The organism is Streptomyces thermoalcalitolerans (assembly GCF_039525155.1).
In the GTDB taxonomy this organism is placed as follows: Bacteria; Actinomycetota; Actinomycetes; order Streptomycetales; family Streptomycetaceae; genus Streptomyces; species Streptomyces thermovulgaris.
The window spans coordinates 1-22,300 of record NZ_BAAAHG010000004.1 but is presented as its reverse complement, the minus strand read 5'-3'; the positions used below and the strand labels follow the sequence as shown (position 1 = coordinate 22,300).

The window sequence follows — 22,300 nt, the reverse complement described above, 5'->3', positions numbered from 1 at the left end:
TTTTCCCCACCTCGATTCGGTGGCGCTCCGGATTCAGCCGGGCCGGCGCCTCTTCGTACGGTCGTCGCGTAGTCCGCAGGGGCTCACCGTCCGTACCTCAGAGGAGATCGCCATGTCCCGCACCGTCCCCGCTCGTGTCGCCGCTCTCGGTGGTGCCGTCGTGGTCCTGCTCGCCACGGTCACCGCCTGCGGCAGCTCCGCGGAGGAGGACAGGAGCCCCGAGCACCGTTCCTTCGCCCTGCGCGGACACACCCTGACCGTCGACGCCGACGACTCGGCGCTGGAGATCGTCGCCGGCTCGCACCGGGCGGGAGGCATCCGGGTCACGCAGTGGTTCACGGGGTCGGTGCTGGTGGGCGAAGCCCCCCGGGCGACCTGGGAGATGCGGGACGGCAACCGGCTGGTGCTGCGGACGAAGTGCCGCGGGTTCCTCCCCGACTGCGACGCCAGGCACCGCATCGAGGTCCCGCACGGGGTCACCGTGAAGGTCGAGGACGAGAACGGCCGGGTGCGGGCACGCGGGTTCAAGGACGCGCTGGACATCCGGACGCGCAATGGCTCCGTGCACGTCACCGACACCAGCGGACCCCTGGAGCTGCACTCCGACAACGGCTCGGTGCGGGCGGAGGTGTCCTCGCGGCGGGTGCGGGCCGGCACCAGGAACGGGACGGTCCGCCTGCGCCTGGGCGCCGTGCCGGACCGGGTGGGCGCGACCTCCGAGAACGGCTCCGTCGGCATCACGCTGCCGCACGCCGCGTACCGGGTGACGACGAGGAGCGACAACGGCCCCGTGAACGTCTCCGTGCCGCGCGACGACTCCAGCCCCCACACGGTGTCCGCGACCACCAGCAACGGAAGGATCACGGTTCGCACGGCGGGCTGACCGCCCCCTGTGCTCGCCGTCCATGAATGGGACAATGGTCCCAGGGACCGCGATCACAGCACGGGAGAGGGATGTGACGGCGACACCGGCGACACCCGCACAGCCGCACTCGCCGCCTGCACGGTCCCGGGGCACCCGTCCGGCCCCGGCGCCTTCCCGCTCCGTCCCCGCCCGCACCGTCCGGGCCGGCCGCGCCGCTCGGGCCGCCCGGGCCGGCCGCCTTGTACGCACCGCCCGGGCCGCGCACGACGTCCTCGTCCTGATGGGCCTGCCCGTGCTCGCCGCGCTCGCGCTGCCCGCCGCCTTCGCCGGCGGCGGCACCCGGCGCTGGTTCGGCGGACGGGCCGAGACCCAGCGGGCCGAGGCACAGGCCGCCAAGGACGCCGCCGCGGCCGCCTTCTACGAGCTGGATACCGCCCAGCGCGACCTGCGGATCTCCATCGAGACGATCACGGCCGCCGACGACTCCCCCGCCGCCCGCCGTGCGGCCGCCGACTTCGAGGCGCTCAGCCGGCGCGTCGACGAGGCCAGTCACCGCTACATCCAGGCGATCGACGCACAGGACCTGGACCGGGACGACCTGGACGCCTCCGCCGCCAACCGGGCGCGCATCGCCCTGACCGCCGCCAGGGACGAGCTGTGCGACGTCAAGCGGGAACTGGATCGTTTCGCCCGTGGCCTCGGCCCGCTGCTCGACAAGGCCGAGACCCAGCTGGCCCGGGTGGCCCCCGGGGTGGAGCGCGCCCGGCAGGCGCTGAGCGCCGCGGCTGCCGCACTGGACGGTGCGCGGGCCTCGGGTTTCAGGGCGGACGACCTGGCCGCCCGGCTCGCCGCGCTCTCCCCCGAACTGACCAAGCTGAACCAGGGCGCGGGGCAGCACGGTGTGCGGCAGACGCTGGAGCGCGCCGAGCGGGTGACACGGGAGGCGGAGGCGATCCGGGCGGAGGCCGCACGGCTGCCGGAGAGGGCCGCCGAGATCGACCGCCGGCTGGTGTCGCTGCGCACCCGCGCCCAGGCGCTGCACACCCGCACCGAGCAGGTGGAGCCGCAGCTCAGCGAGTTGCGGCGGCGGTTCGCGCTCGCCTGCTGGCAGGACCTGCAACAGGTGCCGGAGCAGGCCGCCGGCCATGTCCGGCAGGCGGAGCTGCGGCTGAAGGAGGCGCAGGCCGCACGGGAGGAGCAGCGCTGGCCGGACGCGACCGCGCTGCTGTCGACGGTACGGGCGCTGCTGAACACCGCCGACGAGGCGGTCTCGGCCGTCGGGGACCGGCTGCGGCGGCTGAACGAGGTGCAGAAGGATCCGCAGGCGGAGATCGAGAGGACCCGCTTCGCGATCCGGGACGCGCAGCGGCTGGCCATGGCGGGCCGTACGACGCCGGATCCGCGGCACGCCGGCCCGCTGGACGCGTCGGTGGCCCGGCTGGAGCGCGCGGCCGCCACGCTGACCGGCCACCACCCGGACTACTGGCACTTCCTGACGGAGACCGAGGCGATCCGGCGGACGGTCGCCGACGTGGTCGCCCTGATACGCGAGGAGCGGGGAGCCGGCCGCTGAGGGACCGGCTCCCCGCTCTCACGGGGTGTCCGCGCTGCCGCTCAGGTGCGGCAGACGCCACCGCTCAGGTGCGGCAGACGCCACCGCTCAGGTGCGGCAGACGCCACCGCTCAGGTGCGGTAGGCGTAGTAGTACGCGTTCGGGTACGAGGCGATGATGCTCGCCACCGACCGGTTGTAGGTGTCGGTGGAGTGGTACGACAGATACGGCACGCCCTGCGGGCTGCGGTACGTGACGATCATCGTGTGGTCCTTGGACCCGTCCCGGTTGAAGTCCATCTGCAGCACGTCGCCGACGTCCAGCTGGTAGACGTTGGCGAGGCTGGTGACCCGACCGGAGGACAGGGCGAACCAGGAGAACTCGTTGACCCCGATGAACGAGTGCGACTGGATCTCGGAGTTGCCGAACCACTTGGTGTAGTCGTACACGTAGCCCGGAACGTGCTTCCAGCCACCCGCCTTCAGGGACTGGCTGACGAAGTTGGTGCAGTCACCGCCGGCACCCGCCCCGTCGAAGCTCGGGTACTCCGGGTTGTAGTTGTTCCAGTGCTTCGCCGCGTAGTCCGCCATGGCCTTGTAGTCGTAGCCGGAGGCGGAGAAGTTCTTCGGCGCGGCGGGCGGGTTCGGGGTGATGGCCGCACGGGGCGCCGCCGGCGGGTTGCCGCTCTTGGGCGTGGCCGTCGTGGCGGACGGGGCCGGAGCCGAGGTGGACGGAGCCGGCGCCGAGGTCGACGGGGCCGGAGCGGAGGTGGACGGAGCCGGAGCCGTGGCCGACGGAGCCGGAGCCGAGCTGGACGAAGCCGGCGCCGAGGTCGACGGAACCGCGGTGGGCTCCGGGACGACCGGCGGGGGCTCGATCTGGTTGACCGCCACGCCGTCGTCGGTGTTGCGGATGTCGGTCAGCTGCCAGCGGCCCTTGCCGTCGGCCTTGAACGTCAGCTCGTGGTGGGCCTGGAAGCCGGTGGTCTTCGGCTCGTTGCCGCGGACCTTGCGGTAGGTCAGGGTCGTGGTCTCGGTGACGGAGACCTTGGCGGTGCGGCCCTTCACCTGCGTGGCGTTCAGCTTGACGCTGGTCTTGGCCGAGCTGTACTTCTCCCCCAGCTTGGCGAGCCGGGCCTTGCGTCCGCGCAGCTCGGACAGCGCGGAGCTCTCCTCGCGCGACTGCGCGCCGGACAGACGGACCTTGCCGGAGAAGCCGGACGCCCGGCGGCGGTCCTCGCTCCCGCTCTTGCCGTCCACCAGCGCCTGCGTGCGGTCGGTCAGAACCGCGGTGGCCAGCTTCTGGAAAGTGGCCCTGGTGGCCGCGTCCACCGTCGGGTCGTCGGTGATGGCGGCGCCCGCGCTCCAGCTGGGCACCAGCGCCACACCGGCGACCACAGAAGCGGCAGCGGCCGAGACTATGGTGACGCGACGCCGTTTATGGCTCAGTCTTCTTGATTTCAATGATGTTCCCCTCTACGCCGGTACACCTACCGGGCGAACGCATCTTCGCATGGCATGTGTGGCCCTTGTGAAGGGGGTGGCGCAAGACCTGCTGTCCCGCTAGGAATTGCCCCGCCGGGGATCGCCTCGCCGGGGATTGCCCGCTGGGGGCCTCACTTGATCACCGTCGACCAGTCGGGCGACTGGGCCGGGTCGAGCGAGCGCAGCCGCTGCAGGTTCTCGGGCTTCTGGACGTCCAGCCAGTCGGCGAGCTCCTTGAAGGACACGCACTTGACATCCTTTCTGGGGCATATGTTCTGAACGATCCGGTCCACGGCCCTCATGTAGATACCGCCGTTCCACTGCTCGAAGTGGTTGCCGATGAACAGCGGCGCCCGGCTGCCGTAGTAGACCCGGTTGAAGCCGGCCATGTAGGTGTTGACGGTCTCCTCCTCCCACTGCGGGTACTTGGCCGGATCGCCCTTGGTGTTCCCGTTCGACTGGTTGTAGAGGAAGTTGAAGTCCATGGACAGGCCCTGGTACTTGCCGTTCTCGTACGGGAGCATCTGGAGCGGGAAGTCCCAGATGCCGTCCTTCTTCGACGGCCAGATCTGGAAGTCACCGGGCGAACTGGCGTCGTAGCGCCAGTTGTAGTCCTTGATGGCCTTCAGCAGGTTGGGCTGGCCCTCCAGGCAGGGCGCGCGTCCGCCGACGACCTCCTTCCTGAAGTCGAAGGGCAGCGGCGGGACGTCGGTGAAGCCGGTGTTGGTCTTCCACTTCCCCACGACGGAGAAGAACTGGTCGATCTCCTGCTTCCACTCCTCCACGCTCCAGTCGCCGCCGCCCTTGGGGCCGCAGAAGTGGCCGTTGAAGTGGGTGCCGATCTCGTGGCCGTCCTCGTAGGCCTTGCGGAGCTGCTCCAGGGTGGTGCGTATGTGGTGCTCGGTGGGGTAGTCGATCGCCGCGGCACCCGCCGGGTGCTGCGGCGGCTCGTAGAGGTCCTTCTTGTGCTTGGGCAGCAGGTAGATGCCCGTGAGGAAGAAGGTCATGTGGGCGTCGTACTCATTGGCCAGCTCCCGGTAGTGCGAGAACAGCTGATCGCTGCCCTCCAGGGCGCCGTCCCAGGAGAAGACGACGAACTGGGGCGGCTTCTCGCCGGGCTTGAGCGGCTTGGGCTTCAGCAAGCCCTTCTGCGGCCCGGTGTAGGAGGTGGAGCCGTCCCCGATGACGCGGACCTTGCCGTCCCACTCGGGTTCCTCCGGCCGGCTTGAGGAGTCCTTGGAGGAGCCGTGCTGGGCACCGGTGGACGCGATCGGCTCGGCGGAGTCGGAGCGGGTCAGCGCCAAGGAGCCCGCCACCACCGAGGCGACCACCAGCAGGGCAGCCAGGGTCACGAACTCGGGACGGATGCTGCGACGGCGCGCACTGGCCTTGCGACGTCGACCGGTTGACTTCATGAGCGGCTCATTCTGCGAGTGACGTTCGGTGGGTGAGAGCGGCCTGGGAGCCGGGATCAGCCAAGTGGCTCCACGACCTCGGCCCAGATGGTGTAGGGGACACTGTCGTCGGACGTTCCGGCGAGTCCCTTCAGGGGCAGTGGTTCGAGGCTCTTGGCCAGGTCCATGCGGTAGACGACGACGGCCGTGGACACCGACTCGGCGGTGCCGACGTACCAGGCGGCGGTGTCGTCCTGGGTGGTGCCGATCTTGCCCACCACCGGGTTCGCGGTGGGCGCCGCGGTGGGGTGGGTGGTGCGGAAGGCGTCGCCGAGCGCCTGGGTGACCTCATCGGCCACTTCGGGGCTCATCGCACGCCGTGCGTCCGGGGTGTCGAGTTTGACGGTGGCACCGTTGCGGGTGATCCGGTGCACCGAGTACGGCTCGGTGTGCATGCCGCGGGCGGCGAAGGTGGCGTAGCCGCTGGCCATGCGGATCGCGCTCGGGGTGGTGGAGGTGCCCGTGGACAGGGAGGGCACCTGCGGGCCCAGGCTGGAGGGAAGCAGTCCGGCCGCCTGGGCGGTCTGCTTCACCTTGTCCAGGCCGGTGTCCATGCCGAGCTGCATGAACGGGGTGTTGACGGAGTTCGCGAGGGCCTTGCGCAGCGTGATCTGCCCCCAGGACTTGCCGTCGTCGTTGCGGGCGGTCACCTTGCGGCCGCTGCGGTCCCAGTAGGGGCCCTCGGGGGTGGTGACGGGTATGTCGTCGTCGCCGTTGTAGACGGTCTGCGGGGTGATCTGCTGCCTGGGGACGTCGCGCTGCTTGACCACGCCGTGCTCGAGCCCGGCCGCGTAGACGAACGGCTGGAAGGCCGAACCGGCGGGCACGGTGGTGGCATTGGACTCGTTGAAGCCCTGTTTGCGGTGGTCGGGGCCGCCGTAGACGGCGAGGATACGGCCGTCGGCGGCGACGGAAGCGGCGCCGTAGTGCACGGTCTTCGCCGGACCGGGGGCGGTCTTCTGCGCCTTCTCGCGGGCCTTGGTGACCGCCTTGGTGAGCTTATCCTCCAGCGTGCGGTCGAAGGTCGTGTAGATCTGGTAGCCGCCCAGGTCGAACTCCTTGTCGGAGATGTGCGCGGCCTTCTTGGCGTACTGGGCGGCCAGTTCGACCAGGTAGTCGCTCTGCTTGCCGGTGGCGTAGAGCGGGTTGCGCTCGAGCGGCTCGGGGAAGGTCGTGTACGTGGCGCGTTCGGCCTTCGACAGCTTGCCGATCTTGACCATGCGGTCGAGGATCCAGTTCCAGCGCTCCACCGCGCGGTCGTGGTTGGCCTTGCTGAGGGTGGGGTCGTACAGGCCGGCCCCCTTGAGCAGGGAGGCGAGGAAGGCGGCCTCGCTCGCGTTCAGGTCGTCGACCTCCTTGCCGTAGTAGGCCTGGGCGGCGCGCTGGATGCCGTAGGTGCCGCGGCCGAACCAGCTGGTGTTGAGGTAGCCCTCGAGGATCTTGTCCTTGCTCATCTGGTTGTCCAGCTTGAGCGCGATCATCGCCTCGGTGACCTTCCGGCCGAGGGTCCGGTCCTGCGACAGGTAGACGTTCTTGACGTACTGCTGGGTGATGGTGGAGCCGCCCTGGGTGTCCCCACTGCCGAGTGTGCGCCACACAGCCCGGGTGATGCCCTTGAAGGAGATGCCGGGGTCGCTGTAGAAGCTCTCGTTCTCGGCCGCGAGCACCGCCCAGCGGACGTCCTCGGGTATGTCCTTCAGCGGCATGGCCTGCCGTTGCACCCAGCCGGTACGGGCCATGGGGGTGCCGTCGGACCAGAAGTAGACGTTGTCCTGCTGGGTGGCGTAGCTGTTCAGGTTCTGGGGGACATCGGTCGCGGCGTAGGCGACGGCGAAGAGGACGGTGGACAGGCCGAAGGCCGAGAGCACGGCACCGAGCCACTGGCGCCCGGAGGGCAGCCAGCGGCGCCAGCCCACACGGTCCGGATGCGGATAGACGGGCTTGAGCCTGCGGGCGTACGGCGCGACCGCCGCGATGAGGGGAGCCAGACGCTGGGCGAGCGGGGAACGGGAGCGCGGCTTGCGACGGCCGGCACGCGGGGTGGACGATCCGCTCGATTCCTTCGATTCCGCCGATTCCGCTGATTCCACCGATTCCGCCACTCCGGCCGGATGGGCGGAATCCGCCGAGTCGGCGGAACCGGATGAGCCTGTCGATCCGGATGAGCCGGATGAGCCGGGCGAGTTGAGCGAAACAGCGCGCAACTGCATGGTCTCGTGCGGCTGCCGGCCGGCCGCGTTCCGTTTTCGCAGGGCGTCGACCTTCAATTGCATGGTCTCGTCCGCCGCGTGTGCCGCGTCGGTCTTCGCCCGCTCGTTTTTGCCCGATGCGCGCAGGGCGTCGACCTTCAACTGCATGGTCTCGTCCGGCTTGCGCGGTGCGCCCGCCTTCGAGGGAGCGGTCTCGCCCGGTTGGTGCGCCGCGTCGGTCTCCGACTGCGCGGTCGCCTTCTGTTTCCGGAGGGAGTCGACCTTCAACTGCATGGTCTCGTCCGCACGGCGACCTTCCTCCGGAAGGCCCTCCCCCTGCCCTGCCCTGGTCACGACCGCGTCTCCCTCCGCACTCCGTGTTGCTCGCGCGGGTCGGCACAACCACCGCAGGTGCGGCTGCCATCCCCCGTGGTCCCCCGTGGTCCACAGCCGCCACGCGGCCCTCGCGGCACTACAAAATTATCAGTCGTCTTTTCAATTCCTCCGCACAAGATCTGGACAGAAACCCAGACATAAGAAACACGGAGTCCTGTGCATCCGGTCACTCCCGTTAATCTGGACACATGCCTCGTTACGAGTACCGCTGCCGGAGCTGCGGCGACACCTTCGAACTGAGTCGTCCGATGGCGGAGTCGTCCGCCCCGGCGACCTGCCCCGCCGGTCACGAGGACACCGTCAAACTGCTGTCCACGGTTGCCGTGGGCGGCTCGGCCGCCGCGCCGTCGTCCGCACCGCGGGCCGGCTCGGGCGGCGGCGGGTGCTGCGGCGGGGGCTGCTGCGGCTGACGCTTCGGCGCGGGCCCGCTCCGGACAGGGCGCACCTGCCGGGGCGGGCCCGACGGCATCCGCCTACCGGGTTCCCCGGGCCGCCTCGAGGAACTCACGGGCGATCCTCTCCCCGGCGAGCACACCGCGCTCGGGCAGGGCGACGACGCCGGGGGCCGTCCATCCGGTGTCGGCCAGTTCGCCGTGGCCGGGCCGCCAGCCGCGGTCCACGGCCAGCAGCAGTTCGGCGTCCAGCAGCGAGTCACCGGCACCGAGGACGAGGCCGGCACCGGTGCGGCGGGCCACCTCGCGCACCGCCGCGCCCTTGGTGAGCGGCCCCGGGACGACGTAGAGCTTGCGGCCCTGCAGGGAGACCGTCCAGCCGCGGCTCCCCGCCCACGCGGTGAGCTCCTTCACCCAGCCCCGGGGCAGCAGTTCGCGCTCGACGACGAGGTAGACGAACAGGTCCTCGGCGACGCGGTGCTTGCGCACCCAGGCCGGGTCGGCGGTCCGCAGCAGATGCTCCCTCACCTCGGCGAGCGGAGCGCACTCCACGGCCAGCCGGCCGGTGACCTGCCGGTGCCAGTCGGCGTCCGGGACACCGTCCACCAGCAGATGCCCGCCGTTGGCGCAGACGGCGTACGCGGGCGCCGGGCCCGGCAGGTCGACGCGCAGGTACTGCTCGGGGGTACGGGTCGTGGCCGGTACGAAGACCGCGGTCCCGGCGAGATCGGCCAGCAGCCGGGCCGCCGTCTCGGTCATGTAGGACAGCGGCTCGCCCTCGTGCCTCTCCACGCACAGCAGCCGCGGCGGGGGCGCCTGCCGCGGGGGCGGGGAGGCGTCCGGCGAGGACAGCGCCAGGGCGGCGGAGGAGTAGATGAGCGTACGGTCCAGGTCGCTCGCCACCAGCACCGGCATCAGCGGGTCACCGCCCTGCCGTCGGCGCCGGTCGCCCCGCGTGTGTAGCGAGGGTGGATCAACCCCACGCAGCTGTACGGCAGTTCGTCGACCTCCTCGACCGGGACCCCTCGCTGCTCGGCCAGCAGGCGCACATGGTCCAGGTCGGAGCCCTCCCCCAAGCTCTCGGCTGCGCTCGAGCAGGGGGTACCCCCATCGGCCCGCGCCAGGACCTTCCACGGGACACGGCGCAGCAGCACGCGGGTGGTCTCGCCGACGCCCGGCTTGACGAGGTTCACGTCGTGGATGCCGTACTCCTCGCTGATCCGCTCGACGGCCGCCCAGCCCGCCCAGGTGGGGGTGCGGTCGGCGGACAGCAGCTCCTTGGAGGCGGTGTCGACGGCGTCGGCGACCTCGGCGAAGCGGGAGGAGATGGTGTCGAGGAAGAGGTTCGAGACGTCGGAGCCGGCGAGTTCGCGGTAGAACTTCGCGCCGTGGTAGTCGTGCGGGCCGACCAGGTCCGCGCGCAGCACGGTCCGTGAGACCAGGCCGGAGACGGTGGAGTTGAGGCAGGCGGAGGGGATGAGGAAGTCCTCCCGGGTGCCGTAGGTGCGCACGCACGAGCCGGGGTCGGCCAGCACCGCGATCTCCGGGTCGAACCCGCTGATGCCTTCTTTCTCCTCGAACTCGCGTATCGCCTGGGTGAGTTCGCGTGTGATGGCGCCCTTGCCGGTCCAGCCGTCGACGAAGACGGCATCGGCCGGGTCGTGGTGGGCGGCCAGCCAGCGCAGCGCATTGGCGTCGATGCCGCGGCCGCGCACGATCGACACCGTGTAGTGCGGCAGGTCCAGGCCGTGCCGGAACCGGGCCCAGCGGCGCATCAGCACCCCGATCGGTGTGCCGGCGCGGGCGAGCGAGACGAGGACGGGCCTCGGCGTCCGCTCGGCGAGGACCGTCTCGGTGACCACACCGACGGCCTGGGCGATCCGCGCGGCGGAGGCCGTCAGCGCCGCATGGAACAGCTCCTGGTACCGCTCGCTCGGCTGGTACTCCACCGGCAGCGACTCCGCGTAGTGCGCGCCGCCGCTCTGGATCGCCTCCTCGCGTTCCTCGGTCGGCGCCTCCAGCGCCACGTCCGACAGGTCCTGAAGCAGCCAGCCGACCTCGTCGGGCGCGTACGAGGAGAAGGCGGGGCCGCGCAGGGGCTCGGGCAGCATCGAGGACCTTGACCTTTCGGGGACGTACGAGGGGACGTACGAGGGGACGTACGAGGGCACGACCGCGAGCAGGACGTGCGGGACGTGTGCGGCGAGCCGGGCCAGCAGACCGGTGGGCGCGTGCAGTCCGGGGGTGTCGGCCACGGAGTCGACGACGGCGACCACGGTGTCGAAGCCGCCGCCGGCCACGTTGTAGGCGTAGCGCTCGCCGGGACCGTCGGCCGGGTCGTCGTGCGCGTCGAAGACCAGCCGGGTGCGGATCGCGTAGCCGGGGTCGTCCACGGCCAGCACGGGCGAGCGGGTGGTGGAGGAGTAGCGCACCTCGGCCGCCACGAGCCGCTCGAGCTCCCGGGCCAGCCTGAGCGGCGCGTACATCAGCTCCTCGAACCCGAGCACCAGCACCCGCCGTGCCCCTTCGGGCAGCGCCTCGGCCACCCGGGCGGCCATGCCGGGCAGCGCCTGCTCCAGCCGCTCCCGGTGAGCGGGCGTGAAACCGTGCCGCCCCCCGTCCGGAAGCCCCCGCGGCCAGCCCAGCTCGACCCGGCCGACCCGGCCATGGGCCTGCCGCCCCGGCGCTCCCGCGGCACCGCGCGGCCCGGCGACGGCCTCCTGTGGACGGTCCTTCGCCGGCCCGGCCTCGTGGCGGGCGACCAGTCGCCGGCCCCTCTCCAGGACGTCCGCCGGGAGACGGACCGTGCCCGAGGCGGTGGCGATCAGGTCGACGCGGGCGCCGATCTCCTGGGCGAAGGCGTCCAGGCGGGCGGCGTCGGAGGGGGCGCGCATGTCGACCAGGGCGGCCACGACGTACCGCCGCCGCGGATGGCGGGCGTGCAGGGCGCGGATGGTGTTCAGGACCGTGTTGCCGGTGGAGAACTCGTCGTCCACCAGGACCAGCGGGCCGTGCGAGGCCAGCAGGTCCGGGTCCTCGGGCAGCAGAAGGTGGGAGGTGGCGTGCGAGTGGGACTCCTCGAAGCCGCCCGCCGGGGCGACGCCGGGGACGGGGCGGCGCGTGGAGTGGAGGTAGGGCGCGGTGCCCAGGCCGTCGGCGACCGCGTGGCCGAGTGCGGTCGCGGTCTCCGCGTAGCCGAGGACCACGGCCTTCTCCGCCTCCTCGGGACCCAGCAGGTCCCGTACCCGCCGGCCGAGGGCGATCCCGTGGTCGTACACCACCGACGGCGACTGCGGCACGTGCTTGCCCAGCACATGGGACACCAGCAGATGCGCCCGCTTGGGGTTGCGGCGCAGTGCGAGTCCCAGCAGATCCGTCAGCGCGTCGTCGCCCACGAGTTCGACCCCGAGCCGCTCGGTGACCCAGGTGCCGGACCAGACTCTGTCGTTCACTGGCGTGTTCATGCGTTCCTTGTGCGAGCCCTCGCGGTGAGCGGTGCGGTCAGTCGGGAAGGGCGGCGGCGAGCAGTTCCACGAAGCCGACGTCCTCCCGGGCGACGCCGAAGACCTCGGCGCGCAGCAGGGTCCGCTCGGCCCATGCGCGGTGCGGCTTCACCTCGTTCATCTTGTTCGTGTACGCCGATCTCAGCACGCCCCCGCCGCAGCGCTCCGGCCGCAGGATGTCCGCCGCGTCGCTGAACTCCTCGTGGCTGACCACCGACAGCGCGTGCACCGGCAGGACGTGGGAGGGGTGGATGCAGGTCTTGCCGAGCAGCCCGTTGGCGTGGTCCAGGGAGATCTCCCGCAGCAGCCCGTCCATCGCGTGCTCGATCAGCTTCGCGCGCAGATCGGCCGCCTGCACCTCCAGGAAGGGGCTCTGCCGCAGCTGCGGCTTGAACATGCGCTCCTGTGTCCGGAAGTACTCCCACACCGGTCCGGTCACCGTGAAGCCGGTGCCGTCGGCCCGCCCCAGCATGTTCACCACGTCGGCGATCACGGAGGCGACGACCTGGACGTCGTAGGCCGTCATGTCGGGGGCCCTGCGCAGCCCGTAGGAGGAGCAGAAGTCCGTCACACCGAGACGCAGGGCGAGCACCCGGTCCCGGTACTTGTCGACCACGCGGAAGATCCCCTCCAGGGTCTCCACCCGCGACTCCCGGTACAGCAGCTCGGGCGACTCCAGGACCGGCATGGCGAACAGCCGCCGTCCGCTCACCGTCTCGGCGTCCTGCAGTGCCTCCAGGAACGGTATGCCCCGCTCCCCGGTGAACTTCGGCAGGACGAATCCGGACAGCAGCCGCACCGCGGGGCCGAGCCGCCGCACCAGGTCCGGAATCTGCTCGGGGAAGCGGACCCGGACGAACAGCAGGGGGAGCTCGTCCGCGGGGTTCCCGGCCAGCGTGGTGAGCTGCCGGACCAGGTTCTCCTCGCCGTGCTCCACGTCCGCGTCGTCGATCGAGTCCTCCAGGCACAGCACCATCGAGACCACACCGCGCCGGGCCTGCTTGACGATGTCCTCGGCCAGCCGCGGCCGGGTGGCCGGACTGTAGAGCGTGCCGCCCAGGGCCGCGGAGAGCAGCCGGGCCGGGGAGTCGGCGGTGAACTCGCACGGTTCCTGATGGAAGAGGCGCCGCCGCACCTCGGGGGCGAGATGCCCGAAATGACGCATGTGGCTCCCCGTCGCGCTGTCGATGGTCTGCTGCGATGCCGACTGCGATGTCGATCGCCTACGAAAGAAATCTGTCAAAGGTGGCCGATAGTAGTACGTGCGATCCTGCGTCTACGGTTCCTCTCAGGGGTGAACTTTCTGTTGCCCTGCTGTGCGGGTGGTCCGTTGTGCAGGTGGTCCGCGTTGTCGTGATCAGGACGGAGAAGGCAGGATGGCCGCATGACGCACGCGATGCTGAAGGGGTCGAATGTCCCGCTGGACGCCACCACGGTGCGGGCCGTGGTGCGCTGGGCACCCGGGCAGGAGCTCCCGGACGTGGACGCCTCGGCACTGCTCCTGGGTCCCGACGGCCGGGTGCGCTCCGACGAGGACTTCGTCTTCTACAACCAGCCCCGGCACCCCTCCGGGACGGTGTGGCGGCTCGGCAAGAAGCGGGTCGCCGACGGTCTGACGGACAGCATCCAGACCGATCTCGCCGGCGTCGACCCGGAGGTCGCCCGGATTCTGCTGGTCGCTTCGGCGGACGGCGTCACCTTCGACCGCGTACGCGCCCTGCGCATCCTGCTGTACGACGCGGCGGTCCCCGACGGGGAGCCGCTGGCGTATTTCGACATCGAGCCGGAGACCGGTCAGGAGACCGCGTTGATCTGCGGCGAGCTGTACCGGCGGGGGGACGGCTGGAAGTTCCGGGCGCTCGGTGAGGGCTACACCAACGGGCTGAAGGGCCTTGCGACCGACTTCGGGATCTCGGTGGACGAGTCGGAGGAGGCGCAGACGACGGCACAGCCGCTGCCTCCCGAGCAGCCCGCACCGACGGCCCCGACGACGGCCACGGCTCCGCCGCCGCCCACGACGGCACCGGCGGTCCCGGCGGCTCCTCCCACGGCTCCGCCGCCCCCGACGGTTCCGCCCGCCGCTCCGACGGCTCCGGTGCCCTCGGCGGCCCCGGCGGCGGGGTACGGGTATCCGTACCCGACGAGCCAGCCGGCCTACGGATACCCTCCGGCGGCGCCGCCGGCTCCGGCGGCCGGATACGGATATCCGCCCGTGCCCGACCCGGAGTTCCGGCTGCCGCCGCAGGGGCCGCAGTTCATCGGACGGTGAGGGGGCACCCGCCCGGGGTGCCCCGGCCCGGGCGGCCGGGGGGGCGTGCCCGCCCGCGGCCGGGAGTCACCGGCCGGTCTTGGACTTGTACCCCCTGCCCCACTGGAGCCCCCAGCCGTACAGGTGGTCCAGCTCCGACTGGAAGCCGTAGACGAACCTCACCTCGCGGTGGACGATCACTTCGCCCTTGACGTTCTCGATGAGCACGACCGCGCAGGACCGGGCCTGCGGCTGACGCTCGTCCAGGCCGATCTCGATACGGGGGCCGCTGCTCGGGTACAGCGTGACGACCGCGTGGGTGCGGTCGAAGGCGGGAGTCTGGTCGTAGATGTAGACGAAGACCAGCAGCCGCTTGATGGCGTTCCACTGGTCGAGGTTGATGTAGAGGGTCTCACCGGACCCCGATCCGAACCGGTCGTCGCCGCTGAGCTTGACGTACGGCGGTGCGTTCACATCGCCCAGCAGGTTGCCGAGGGGCTGCACGACCCCCTTGGTGCCGTCGGCCAGCTCGTACATGCAGCCGAGGTCGAGGTCGACGTCGACCATGCTCTGGCCGTGCCCGAGCACTTCCGGCGGCTTGAGCGCCTTGAGGGGGTGCCGCAGCAGGCTCTGGCGGGCGGGGCCGCCGATGTCTGAGGTCCGCATCCGCCAGGACAGGTTGATGCGCAGATGCCCGGTGGCCGCGCCCTGCTTGGTCAGCGAGATCCGGGGGCGCCGTTTGGTCAGCTCGACCGCGGTGGTCGCCGCGTTGCCCGAGTCGAACCGGTTCGCGCGCCCGCCCAGCAGGCCGTCGAAGAGCCCCATGTCCCGTACCACCACCCCCTGGGGCCGCTCACCGGCCCCGTACGCACATACGTCACGGGGCGGCCCCGTGGACCCGGCTCACGACGCCGTCGTCCACGTCAGGCCGCCCCGCTCAGAAGCGTTCCTCACCGCGGGGGCCGTCACACCCCCGGCTGTCACGCCTGCGACGAGACCGCGGTCTTCTCGTCCGAGCCCGCCGCCTCCTCGGCCGCCGCGAGCGCGCGGTTGCGGCGCACGGAGGACCAGAAGGACCAGGCGATCAGCAGCACGCCGATCAGGCCGGTGATGATCTCGTGGATCTGGTACTGAATGGTGATCATGAGGATCACGGCCAGCGCGCCGATCGCGTAGTGCGCCCCGTGCTCCAGGTAGACGTAGTCGTCGAGGGTGCCCTGGCGGACCAGGTAGACCGTGAGCGAACGGACGTACATGGCGCCGATGCCGAGGCCGAGGGCCATCAGGATGATGTCGTTGGTGATGGCGAAGGCGCCGATCACGCCGTCGAAGGAGAACGACGCGTCCAGGACCTCCAGGTAGAGGAACAGGAAGAACGCGGCCTTGCCGGCCAGGGCGACGGCCGAACGTTTCTTGCCGGTGCGCGCGGCCTCCTCCTCCGCCTCGTGCTCGCGTTCCTCCTCTTCCTCGAGCCTGTTCTCGAAGTAGCCGGAAAGACCGCCGACGACCATGTACGTGATCAGACCGGCGATACCGGCGATCAGCACCGTCTCCGTCTTGTCGGCGTGGCCGCCGCCGTGCTGGTGGGCCTGGGTGGCGACGGTGAAGGAGCTGATCAGCAGGACCACCAGGGCGATGCAGGCCGACAGCATGTCGACCTTGCCCAGCTTGGCCAGCGGCCGCTCGATCCAGTGCAGCCACTTGATGTCCCGGTCCTCGAAGATGAAGTCCAGGAAGATCATCAACAGGAACATGCCACCGAAGGCGGCGATCGCCGGATGGGCGTCGGTCACCAGTTCCTGGTAGCGGTTCTTGTCGGTGAGCGCGAGGTCGACGGCCTCGAGGGGCCCCATGCTGGCGCTGACGGCGACGATCACGACCGGGAAGACCAGCCGCATGCCGAAGACCGCGATGAGAACGCCGACCGTGAGGAAGATCTTCTGCCAGAAGGCATTCATCTTCTTCAGGATCCCGGCGTTGACGACCGCGTTGTCGAAGGACAGCGAGATCTCGAGGACGGACAGGATCGCCACGACACCGAAAGCGACCCATCCCCCGTAGAAGAACGCGGCGACCAGGCCGAGGGCAGTGACCGCGAACGACCACCCGAAGGTTTTCAGAACCACTGGTTACCCAATCCGTACGTATTACGGGTCTCCCCCGCGCCGCACTACGGCTTCACGAAACATTGACTCCGAAGTCTAGAGCGATTCCCCGCAGCCCCGACGCGTACCCCTGTCCCACGGCCCGGAACTTCCATTCGCCCCGGTAGCGATAGAGCTCACCGAAGATCATGGCCGTTTCCGTGCTCGCGTCCTCGCTCAGGTCGTAGCGGGCGAGTTCCTGGCCGTCGGTCTGGTTGACGACACGGATGAAGGCATTGGAGACCTGGCCGAAGGACTGCCGGCGGTTCTCGGCGTCGTAGATCGACACCGGGAAAACGATCTTCTCGCACTGCGGCGACACCTTGCCGAGGTCCACGAGGATCACCTCGTCGTCGCCCTCGCCCTCACCGGTGAGGTTGTCACCGGTGTGCTCCACCGAGCCGTCCGGGCTCCTGAGATTGTTGTAGAAGACGAACCACTCGTCGCCCAGCACCCGGTTGTCGCCGGCGCACATCAGGGCACTGGCGTCGAGGTCGAAGGGTGCTCCGGTGGTGGAGCGCGCGTCCCAGCCGAGCCCCACCATCACATGGGTCAGGTTGGGTGCGGCCTTGGAGAGGGAGACATTGCCCCCCTTGGCGAGCGTGACGCCCATGATGCGGATCCTCTCCGAGGTGGTGCCGGTGTGATAGTCCTGCGCGTCCGGCGCCGCGCTGAAACACGCGGCGCCGGACGCGCGGGATCGTGATCGGGACTGCCGGTGGTCCGGACCTGTGCTCAGACGTTCACGCCGAAGTCCTGGGCGATGCCGCGCAGACCCGAGGCGTACCCCTGGCCGATGGCGCGGAACTTCCACTCCGCGCCGTAGCGGTAGAGCTCGCCGAAGATCATGGCGGTCTCGGTGGAGGCGTCCTCGCTCAGGTCGTAGCGGGCGATCTCCGCACCGCCCGTCTGGTTCACCACGCGGATGTAGGCGTTGCGGACCTGCCCGAAGGACTGCTGGCGGTTCTCGGCGTCGTAGATCGACACCGGGAAGACGATCTTCTCGACGTCGGCCGGGACGGCAGCGAGGTTCACCTTGATCACCTCGTCGTCGCCCTCGCCCTCACCGGTGAGGTTGTCACCGGTGTGCTCCACCGAGCCGTCCGGGCTCTTGAGGTTGTTGAAGAAGACGAAGTGCTGGTCGCTGACGACCTTGCCGGAGCTGTTCAGCAGCAGCGCGCTGGCGTCGAGGTCGAAGTCGGCGCCCGTCGTGGTGCGGGCGTCCCAGCCCAGGCCGACGAGGACCGCGGTCAGGCCCGGGGCCTCCTTCGTCAGCGATACGTTGCCGCCCTTGCTGAGGCTGACTCCCACGAGTCCTCCATTGGTGTCCCGGGGGCGGGGAGCCCCGTCGTGCATCGGATATCGGGTCAACGACTCGATCGTAGTGACGGGTTCCCGGCCCTTGCAGACCTTCAGGACGTCGAGTCGCCGGTGTCGGGTTCCCGGATCACAGGGCCTCGAGTGCCTTGACGTACTCGTTCAGGTCACGCGCGTCCGGCAGGTCGTTGACCACGGTCCAGCGCACGACGCCCTCCTTGTCGATGATGAAGGTGCCGCGCAGGGCGCAGCCCTTGTTCTCGTCGAAGACGCCGTAGGCGCGGGACGTGTCGCCGTGCGGCCAGAAGTCGCTCAGCAGCGGATACTCCAGGTTCTCCTGCTCGGCGAAGACGCGCAGGGTGTGGATGGAGTCGTTGGAGACGGCGAGCAGCTGGGTGTCGTCGTTGACGAACTTCGGCAGGTTGTCGCGCAGCGCGCACAGCTCACCGGTGCACACCCCGGTGAAGGCGAACGGGTAGAAGAGCAGCACCACGTTCTTCTCGCCGCGGAAGTCGGACAGTCTCACGGTGCGGCCGTGGTTGTCCTTGAGCTCGAAGTCGGGTGCCTTGTCGCCGACCTGGATCGCCATCGTCCTGCTTCCCTTCGGTGGACTGTTCGGGTGAGACCACCCTACGCAGTGATCACCTCGGGCCGCCGGACGGGCTGAGCACGGGCCGGCCCGTCCGGCGCTCGGGACGGGGCCGTCGGGCCGACAGAAGGGATGTTCCGGGGCACACGGCCCCCGGGCCGGCCGCCTCAGCCGATGGTCACCGCGGGGAAACGGTCACCGCTTCGACTTCGCCGCCTTCGGTGTCACAAGACGGCTGCCGCTCCAGTCCTTCCCCACGCTGACGCTCTTGCTCGCCGTCAGGCCCGCCGTGGTCGCGGCTTCGGAGATGTCGCTCGGCTCCACGTACCCCGCACGGCCGGTCTTCGGCGTGAGAAGCAGGATCGCACCACCTTCTTCGATGTACGTGGTGGCGTCCACCAACGCATCCGTCAGGTCGCCGTCCTCGTCGCGGAACCACAGCACCACGGCGTCGGCCACGTCGTCGTAGTCCTCGTCCACGAGCTCGCCGCCGATCGCGTCCTCGATGGCGTCGCGGAGCTCCTGGTCGACGTCGTCGTCGTAGCCGATCTCCTGGACCACCTGCCCGGGCCGGAACCCCAGCCTGACGGCCGGGTTCGTCCGCTCCTCCGCGTGGTCCGCGGTCGCGCTCACGGGTTGCCTCCTGATGATGTTGCGATATAGGTCTTCGTAGCCACGCGCGTGCGCGAAGCATTGGCCGTAGTCCACACGGGCGGGCCGGATCGCGCAAGTACCCAACGGTCCGGACCGTCGAAACGGTGACGATCCCGGCGGTGTCGCCGCAACTCCTGACACGGTATCGCGGTCGGCGGTGACACACACCACACCCTTCTGCCCGGTTTGCGTGTCCGGGAACCGGGCGCGGGCGGGACGCGGGCAGCACGCGGGCAGGAGACGCACGGGGGCGCTCTTGTTACCTCGGGGTAGAGATGACGTCCGGCTCCCGCGCGGTACACGATGGGGAACGGTGCGGGCACAGGCGGGCGAACCGGCCTGGACCCGGGAAAAATCCAGAGCATTCCCCAGAACGATCTTCAGAAACACCCTCCTGAACGTCCCCGACATGTCAGCAGCACGTCCCAGGTATGTCAGCCCTCTGACAGGTAAGGAACACCGTGGCTTCCGGACCCGATCGAAACCCGATCATCATTGGCGGTCTTCCGAGTCAGGTTCCTGACTTCGACCCCGAGGAGACCCAGGAGTGGCTCGACTCTCTCGACGCCGCCATCACGGAGCGGGGCCGGGAACGAGCCCGTTACCTCATGCTCCGGCTGATCGAGCGCGCCCGCGAGAAGCGCGTGGCCGTGCCCGAGATGCGCAGCACGGACTACGTCAACACCATCCCCACCAAGAACGAGCCGTTCTTCCCCGGCAATGAGGAGATCGAACGCAAGATCCTCAACGCCACCCGCTGGAACGCGGCGGTGATGGTCTCCCGCGCCCAGCGTCCGGGCATCAGCGTCGGCGGCCACATCGCCACCTTCGCCTCCTCCGCCTCTCTCTACGACGTCGGCTTCAACCACTTCTTCCGCGGCAAGGACGACGGCCGCGGCGGTGACCAGGTCTTCTTCCAGGGACACGCCTCACCGGGCATCTACGCGCGCGCGTACCTGCTGGACCGGCTCACCGAAGAGCAACTGGACGGCTTCCGCCAGGAGAAGTCCAAGGCACCCTTCGGACTGCCCAGCTATCCGCACCCGCGCTCGATGCCGGACTTCTGGGAGTTCCCGACCGTCTCCATGGGCCTCGGCCCGATCAGCGCGATCTACCAGGCCCGGATGAACCGCTACATGCACGCGCGCGGGATCGCGGACACCTCCGAATCGCATGTGTGGGCGTTCCTCGGCGACGGCGAGATGGACGAGCCGGAGTCGATCGGCCAGCTGTCCCTCGCCGCCCGTGAGGGCCTGGACAACCTGACCTTCGTGGTCAACTGCAATCTGCAGCGCCTGGACGGCCCGGTGCGCGGCAACGGCAAGATCATCCAGGAGCTGGAGTCGATCTTCCGCGGCGCCGGCTGGAATGTGATCAAGCTGATCTGGGACCGCTCCTGGGACCCGCTGCTGGCCCAGGACCGCGACGGCGTGCTGGTCAACAAGATGAACACCACGCCGGACGGCCAGTTCCAGACGTACGCCACCGAGTCCGGCGCGTACATCCGCGAGCACTTCTTCGGCGACGACCACCGGCTGCGCAAGATGGTCGAGAACATGACCGACCACCAGATCCTGATGCTGGGGCGCGGCGGTCACGACCACCGCAAGATCTACGCGGCGTACAAGGCGGCCCTGGAGCACAAGGGCCAGCCGACGGTGATCCTGGCCAAGACGATCAAGGGCTGGACGCTCGGCCCGAACTTCGAGGGCCGCAACGCCACCCACCAGATGAAGAAGCTGACGGTCGCCGACCTCAAGCACTTCCGCGACCGCCTGCACCTGCCGATCCCCGACAAGGCGCTGGAGTCCGGCCTGCCGCCGTACTACCACCCGGGCCGCGACAGCGAGGAGATCCAGTACATGCACGACCGCCGCAGGAGCTGCGGCGGCTATGTGCCGACCCGGATCGTGCGCTCCAAGCCCCTGCGCCTGCCGGACGACAAGACGTACGCGTCCGTGAAGAAGGGCTCGGGCCAGCAGCCCATCGCCACCACCATGGCCTTCGTCCGGCTGCTGAAGGACCTCATCCGGGACAAGGAGATCGGCAGGCGGTTCGTGCTGATCGCGCCCGACGAGTACCGCACCTTCGGCATGGACTCCTTCTTCCCGAGCGCGAAGATCTACAACCCGCTGGGCCAGCAGTACGAGTCGGTCGACCGGGATCTGCTGCTCGCCTACAAGGAGTCGCCGACCGGGCAGATGCTGCACGACGGCATCTCCGAGGCCGGCTGCGTGGCCTCGCTGATCGCGGCGGGCTCCGCGTACGCCACGCACGGCGAGCCGCTGATCCCGGTGTACGTCTTCTACTCGATGTTCGGCTTCCAGCGCACCGGCGACCAGTTCTGGCAGATGGCCGACCAGATGGCGCGCGGTTTCGTCCTGGGCGCGACCGCCGGCCGTACGACCCTGACCGGCGAGGGGTTGCAGCACGCCGACGGCCACTCGCATCTGCTCGCCTCGACCAACCCGGCGTGCGTGGCGTACGACCCGGCGTACGCGTACGAGATCGCGCACATCGTGCAGGAGGGTCTGCGCCGGATGTACGGCGGCGACGAGCAGCACCCGCACGGCGAGGACGTCTTCTACTACCTCACCGTCTACAACGAGCCGATCCTGCAGCCGGCCGAGCCGGCGGACGTGGACGTCGAGGGCATCCTCAAGGGCCTCCACCGGGTCGGCAAGGGCACCGCGGGCGAGATCCCGGCGCAGATCCTGGCGTCGGGCGTGGCGGTCCCGTGGGCGTTCGAGGCGCAGCGGATCCTCGCCCGGGAGTGGAACGTCAGGGCCGACGTCTGGTCGGCGACCTCCTGGAACGAGCTGCGGCGTGAGGCCGTGGCGTGCGAGGAGCACAACCTGCTGCACCCGGAGGAGGAGCAGCGGGTGCCGTGGGTGACACGGAAGCTGAGCGGGTCCGAGGGGCCGTTCGTGGCCGTCTCCGACTGGATGCGGTCGGTGCCGGACCAGATCGCGCGGTGGGTGCCGGGGACCTATCAGTCGCTGGGCACCGACGGCTTCGGCTTCTCCGACACCCGGGGTGCGGCCCGGCGGTTCTTCCATGTCGACGCGCAGTCGATCGTGGTGGCCGTGCTGACGGAGCTGGCCCGCGAGGGCAAGGTCGACCGGTCGGTGCTGAAGCAGGCCATCGACCGCTACCAGCTCCTCGATGTGACGGCAGCCGCTCCGGGAACGGCGGGCGGGGACGCGTAGGCGCTGCGGCTCCTTCCCGGAGCCCGGCCCTCGCGGAGTTCTCTGCCTGGCTCTGCTTCCTGCCTGTCTCCGCCTGCCCGGGCGTCCGCCGTGTCCGGGCGGGCCCGCCGTGCCCCGGTCCGGCCGTGCGGTCCGGTCACGCGGTCCGGCCGTGCGCTCCGGTGTGGTCCGGCGATGTGAACCGGGGTGCCCGCGCGTTCCGCACCCGAGGCCCGCCGTCGTCGGCCTCCGCCCGTCGCCGGGCCGGAGCCGCCCCGGGTGCGGGGCAGCGGGCGCCCCGGTTCCGTCCCGGGCGGGGGGCGGG

General features: G+C 70.1%; 17 protein-coding genes. 5 read left to right on the top strand and 12 right to left on the bottom strand.

The genetic code is table 11. The features are described 5' to 3' along the window. The first annotated feature begins 112 nt into the window (after positions 1-112). Together ABD224_RS03900 and ABD224_RS03895 are read left to right on the top strand one after the other, a co-directional pair. Positions 113-883, top strand: a complete 771-nt coding sequence (locus ABD224_RS03900; RefSeq protein ID WP_344046779.1) for a DUF4097 family beta strand repeat-containing protein — start codon at positions 113-115, stop codon at positions 881-883. A gap of 34 nt (positions 884-917) precedes the next feature. Then, positions 918-2,438 carry a hypothetical protein gene (locus tag ABD224_RS03895; protein WP_425580909.1) on the top strand — a complete coding sequence of 507 codons (1,521 nt, stop codon included), beginning with the start codon at positions 918-920 and terminating at the stop codon, positions 2,436-2,438. A 110-nt stretch (positions 2,439-2,548) separates the two neighbouring features. On the opposite strand, the gene ABD224_RS03890 is transcribed toward ABD224_RS03895, so the two are convergent. The 3 genes from ABD224_RS03890 to ABD224_RS03880 all read right to left on the bottom strand — a co-directional run bounded on the left by ABD224_RS03890 (position 2,549) and on the right by ABD224_RS03880 (position 7,628). Next, a complete protein-coding gene (locus tag ABD224_RS03890; protein ID WP_344046775.1) occupies positions 2,549-3,802 on the bottom strand; it encodes an amidase domain-containing protein in 1,254 nt (417 codons plus the stop codon). Positions 3,803-4,032: 230 nt separating this feature from the next. Then, complete coding sequence (locus ABD224_RS03885; protein ID WP_344046773.1) at positions 4,033-5,316, bottom strand: polysaccharide deacetylase family protein; 1,284 nt, start codon at positions 5,314-5,316, stop codon at positions 4,033-4,035. 56 nt (positions 5,317-5,372) lie between these two features. Next, positions 5,373-7,628: a transglycosylase domain-containing protein gene (locus ABD224_RS03880; protein ID WP_344047116.1), complete on the bottom strand. Its 2,256-nt coding sequence runs from the start codon at positions 7,626-7,628 to the stop codon at positions 5,373-5,375. A 500-nt stretch (positions 7,629-8,128) separates the two neighbouring features. Here ABD224_RS03880 and ABD224_RS03875 point away from each other — a divergent pair, with 500 nt between their 5' ends. Continuing rightward, complete coding sequence (locus ABD224_RS03875) at positions 8,129-8,350, top strand: FmdB family zinc ribbon protein (protein ID WP_344046771.1); 222 nt, start codon at positions 8,129-8,131, stop codon at positions 8,348-8,350. A gap of 63 nt (positions 8,351-8,413) precedes the next feature. Here the strand turns inward: ABD224_RS03875 and ABD224_RS03870 are convergent, their stop codons facing one another. From ABD224_RS03870 to ABD224_RS03860, 3 genes are read right to left on the bottom strand one after another with little or no spacing between them, the layout of a single operon-like run. After that, positions 8,414-9,247 carry an HAD family hydrolase gene (locus tag ABD224_RS03870; RefSeq protein ID WP_344046769.1) on the bottom strand — a complete coding sequence of 278 codons (834 nt, stop codon included), beginning with the start codon at positions 9,245-9,247 and terminating at the stop codon, positions 8,414-8,416. Beyond that, positions 9,247-11,796: a phosphoribosyltransferase gene (locus tag ABD224_RS03865; RefSeq protein WP_344046767.1), complete on the bottom strand. Its 2,550-nt coding sequence runs from the start codon at positions 11,794-11,796 to the stop codon at positions 9,247-9,249. The genes ABD224_RS03870 and ABD224_RS03865 overlap by 1 nt, the downstream gene beginning before the upstream one ends. 37 nt (positions 11,797-11,833) lie before the next feature. After that, complete coding sequence (locus ABD224_RS03860) at positions 11,834-13,000, bottom strand: HpcH/HpaI aldolase/citrate lyase family protein (protein WP_344046765.1); 1,167 nt, start codon at positions 12,998-13,000, stop codon at positions 11,834-11,836. A 219-nt stretch (positions 13,001-13,219) separates the two neighbouring features. Here ABD224_RS03860 and ABD224_RS03855 point away from each other — a divergent pair, with 219 nt between their 5' ends. Beyond that, a complete protein-coding gene (locus tag ABD224_RS03855; RefSeq protein WP_344046763.1) occupies positions 13,220-14,104 on the top strand; it encodes a TerD family protein in 885 nt (294 codons plus the stop codon). A 66-nt stretch (positions 14,105-14,170) separates the two neighbouring features. Here ABD224_RS03855 and ABD224_RS03850 read toward each other — a convergent pair whose 3' ends face one another. From ABD224_RS03850 to ABD224_RS03825, 6 genes are all read right to left on the bottom strand, one after another. After that, positions 14,171-14,908 (bottom strand): TerD family protein, encoded by a 738-nt coding sequence (locus ABD224_RS03850; protein ID WP_344046761.1) that lies wholly within the window; start codon positions 14,906-14,908, stop codon positions 14,171-14,173. 155 nt (positions 14,909-15,063) lie between these two features. After that, the gene (locus tag ABD224_RS03845) at positions 15,064-16,209 is read right to left on the bottom strand and encodes a DUF475 domain-containing protein (protein ID WP_344046759.1); all 1,146 of its coding nucleotides are present in this window, start codon (positions 16,207-16,209) and stop codon (positions 15,064-15,066) included. A gap of 52 nt (positions 16,210-16,261) precedes the next feature. Continuing rightward, positions 16,262-16,840 carry a TerD family protein gene (locus tag ABD224_RS03840; RefSeq protein WP_344046757.1) on the bottom strand — a complete coding sequence of 193 codons (579 nt, stop codon included), beginning with the start codon at positions 16,838-16,840 and terminating at the stop codon, positions 16,262-16,264. 122 nt (positions 16,841-16,962) lie between these two features. Continuing rightward, positions 16,963-17,538 (bottom strand): TerD family protein, encoded by a 576-nt coding sequence (locus ABD224_RS03835; protein WP_344046755.1) that lies wholly within the window; start codon positions 17,536-17,538, stop codon positions 16,963-16,965. A gap of 136 nt (positions 17,539-17,674) precedes the next feature. Beyond that, complete coding sequence (locus ABD224_RS03830) at positions 17,675-18,133, bottom strand: peroxiredoxin (RefSeq protein ID WP_344046753.1); 459 nt, start codon at positions 18,131-18,133, stop codon at positions 17,675-17,677. Positions 18,134-18,328: 195 nt separating this feature from the next. Further along, on the bottom strand, positions 18,329-18,766 hold the full coding sequence (locus tag ABD224_RS03825) for a DUF3052 domain-containing protein (RefSeq protein WP_067397424.1): 438 nt from the start codon (positions 18,764-18,766) through the stop codon (positions 18,329-18,331). Between the two features lie 482 nt (positions 18,767-19,248). Between ABD224_RS03825 and aceE the strand changes: the two genes are divergently transcribed. Further along, positions 19,249-21,996 (top strand): pyruvate dehydrogenase (acetyl-transferring), homodimeric type, encoded by a 2,748-nt coding sequence (aceE, locus tag ABD224_RS03820; RefSeq protein ID WP_344046749.1) that lies wholly within the window; start codon positions 19,249-19,251, stop codon positions 21,994-21,996. Positions 21,997-22,300: the final 304 nt, after the last annotated feature.

Bases quoted from the DNA above. Each gene is read 5' to 3' on its own strand.
- ABD224_RS03860 (WP_344046765.1), bottom strand. From the start codon at position 13,000: ATGCGTCATTTCGGGCATCTCGCCCCCGAGGTGCGGCGGCGCCTCTTC.
- ABD224_RS03840 (WP_344046757.1), bottom strand. From the start codon at position 16,840: ATGGGCGTCACGCTCGCCAAGGGGGGCAATGTCTCCCTCTCCAAGGCC.
- ABD224_RS03900 (WP_344046779.1), top strand. From the start codon at position 113: ATGTCCCGCACCGTCCCCGCTCGTGTCGCCGCTCTCGGTGGTGCCGTC.
- ABD224_RS03855 (WP_344046763.1), top strand. From the start codon at position 13,220: ATGACGCACGCGATGCTGAAGGGGTCGAATGTCCCGCTGGACGCCACC.
- ABD224_RS03885 (WP_344046773.1), bottom strand. From the start codon at position 5,316: ATGAAGTCAACCGGTCGACGTCGCAAGGCCAGTGCGCGCCGTCGCAGC.
- ABD224_RS03830 (WP_344046753.1), bottom strand. From the start codon at position 18,133: ATGGCGATCCAGGTCGGCGACAAGGCACCCGACTTCGAGCTCAAGGAC.
- ABD224_RS03895 (WP_425580909.1), top strand. From the start codon at position 918: ATGGTCCCAGGGACCGCGATCACAGCACGGGAGAGGGATGTGACGGCG.
- ABD224_RS03870 (WP_344046769.1), bottom strand. From the start codon at position 9,247: ATGCCGGTGCTGGTGGCGAGCGACCTGGACCGTACGCTCATCTACTCC.
- ABD224_RS03880 (WP_344047116.1), bottom strand. From the start codon at position 7,628: ATGCAATTGAAGGTCGACGCCCTGCGAAAACGGAACGCGGCCGGCCGG.
- ABD224_RS03865 (WP_344046767.1), bottom strand. From the start codon at position 11,796: ATGAACACGCCAGTGAACGACAGAGTCTGGTCCGGCACCTGGGTCACC.
- ABD224_RS03875 (WP_344046771.1), top strand. From the start codon at position 8,129: ATGCCTCGTTACGAGTACCGCTGCCGGAGCTGCGGCGACACCTTCGAA.
- ABD224_RS03850 (WP_344046761.1), bottom strand. From the start codon at position 14,908: ATGGGGCTCTTCGACGGCCTGCTGGGCGGGCGCGCGAACCGGTTCGAC.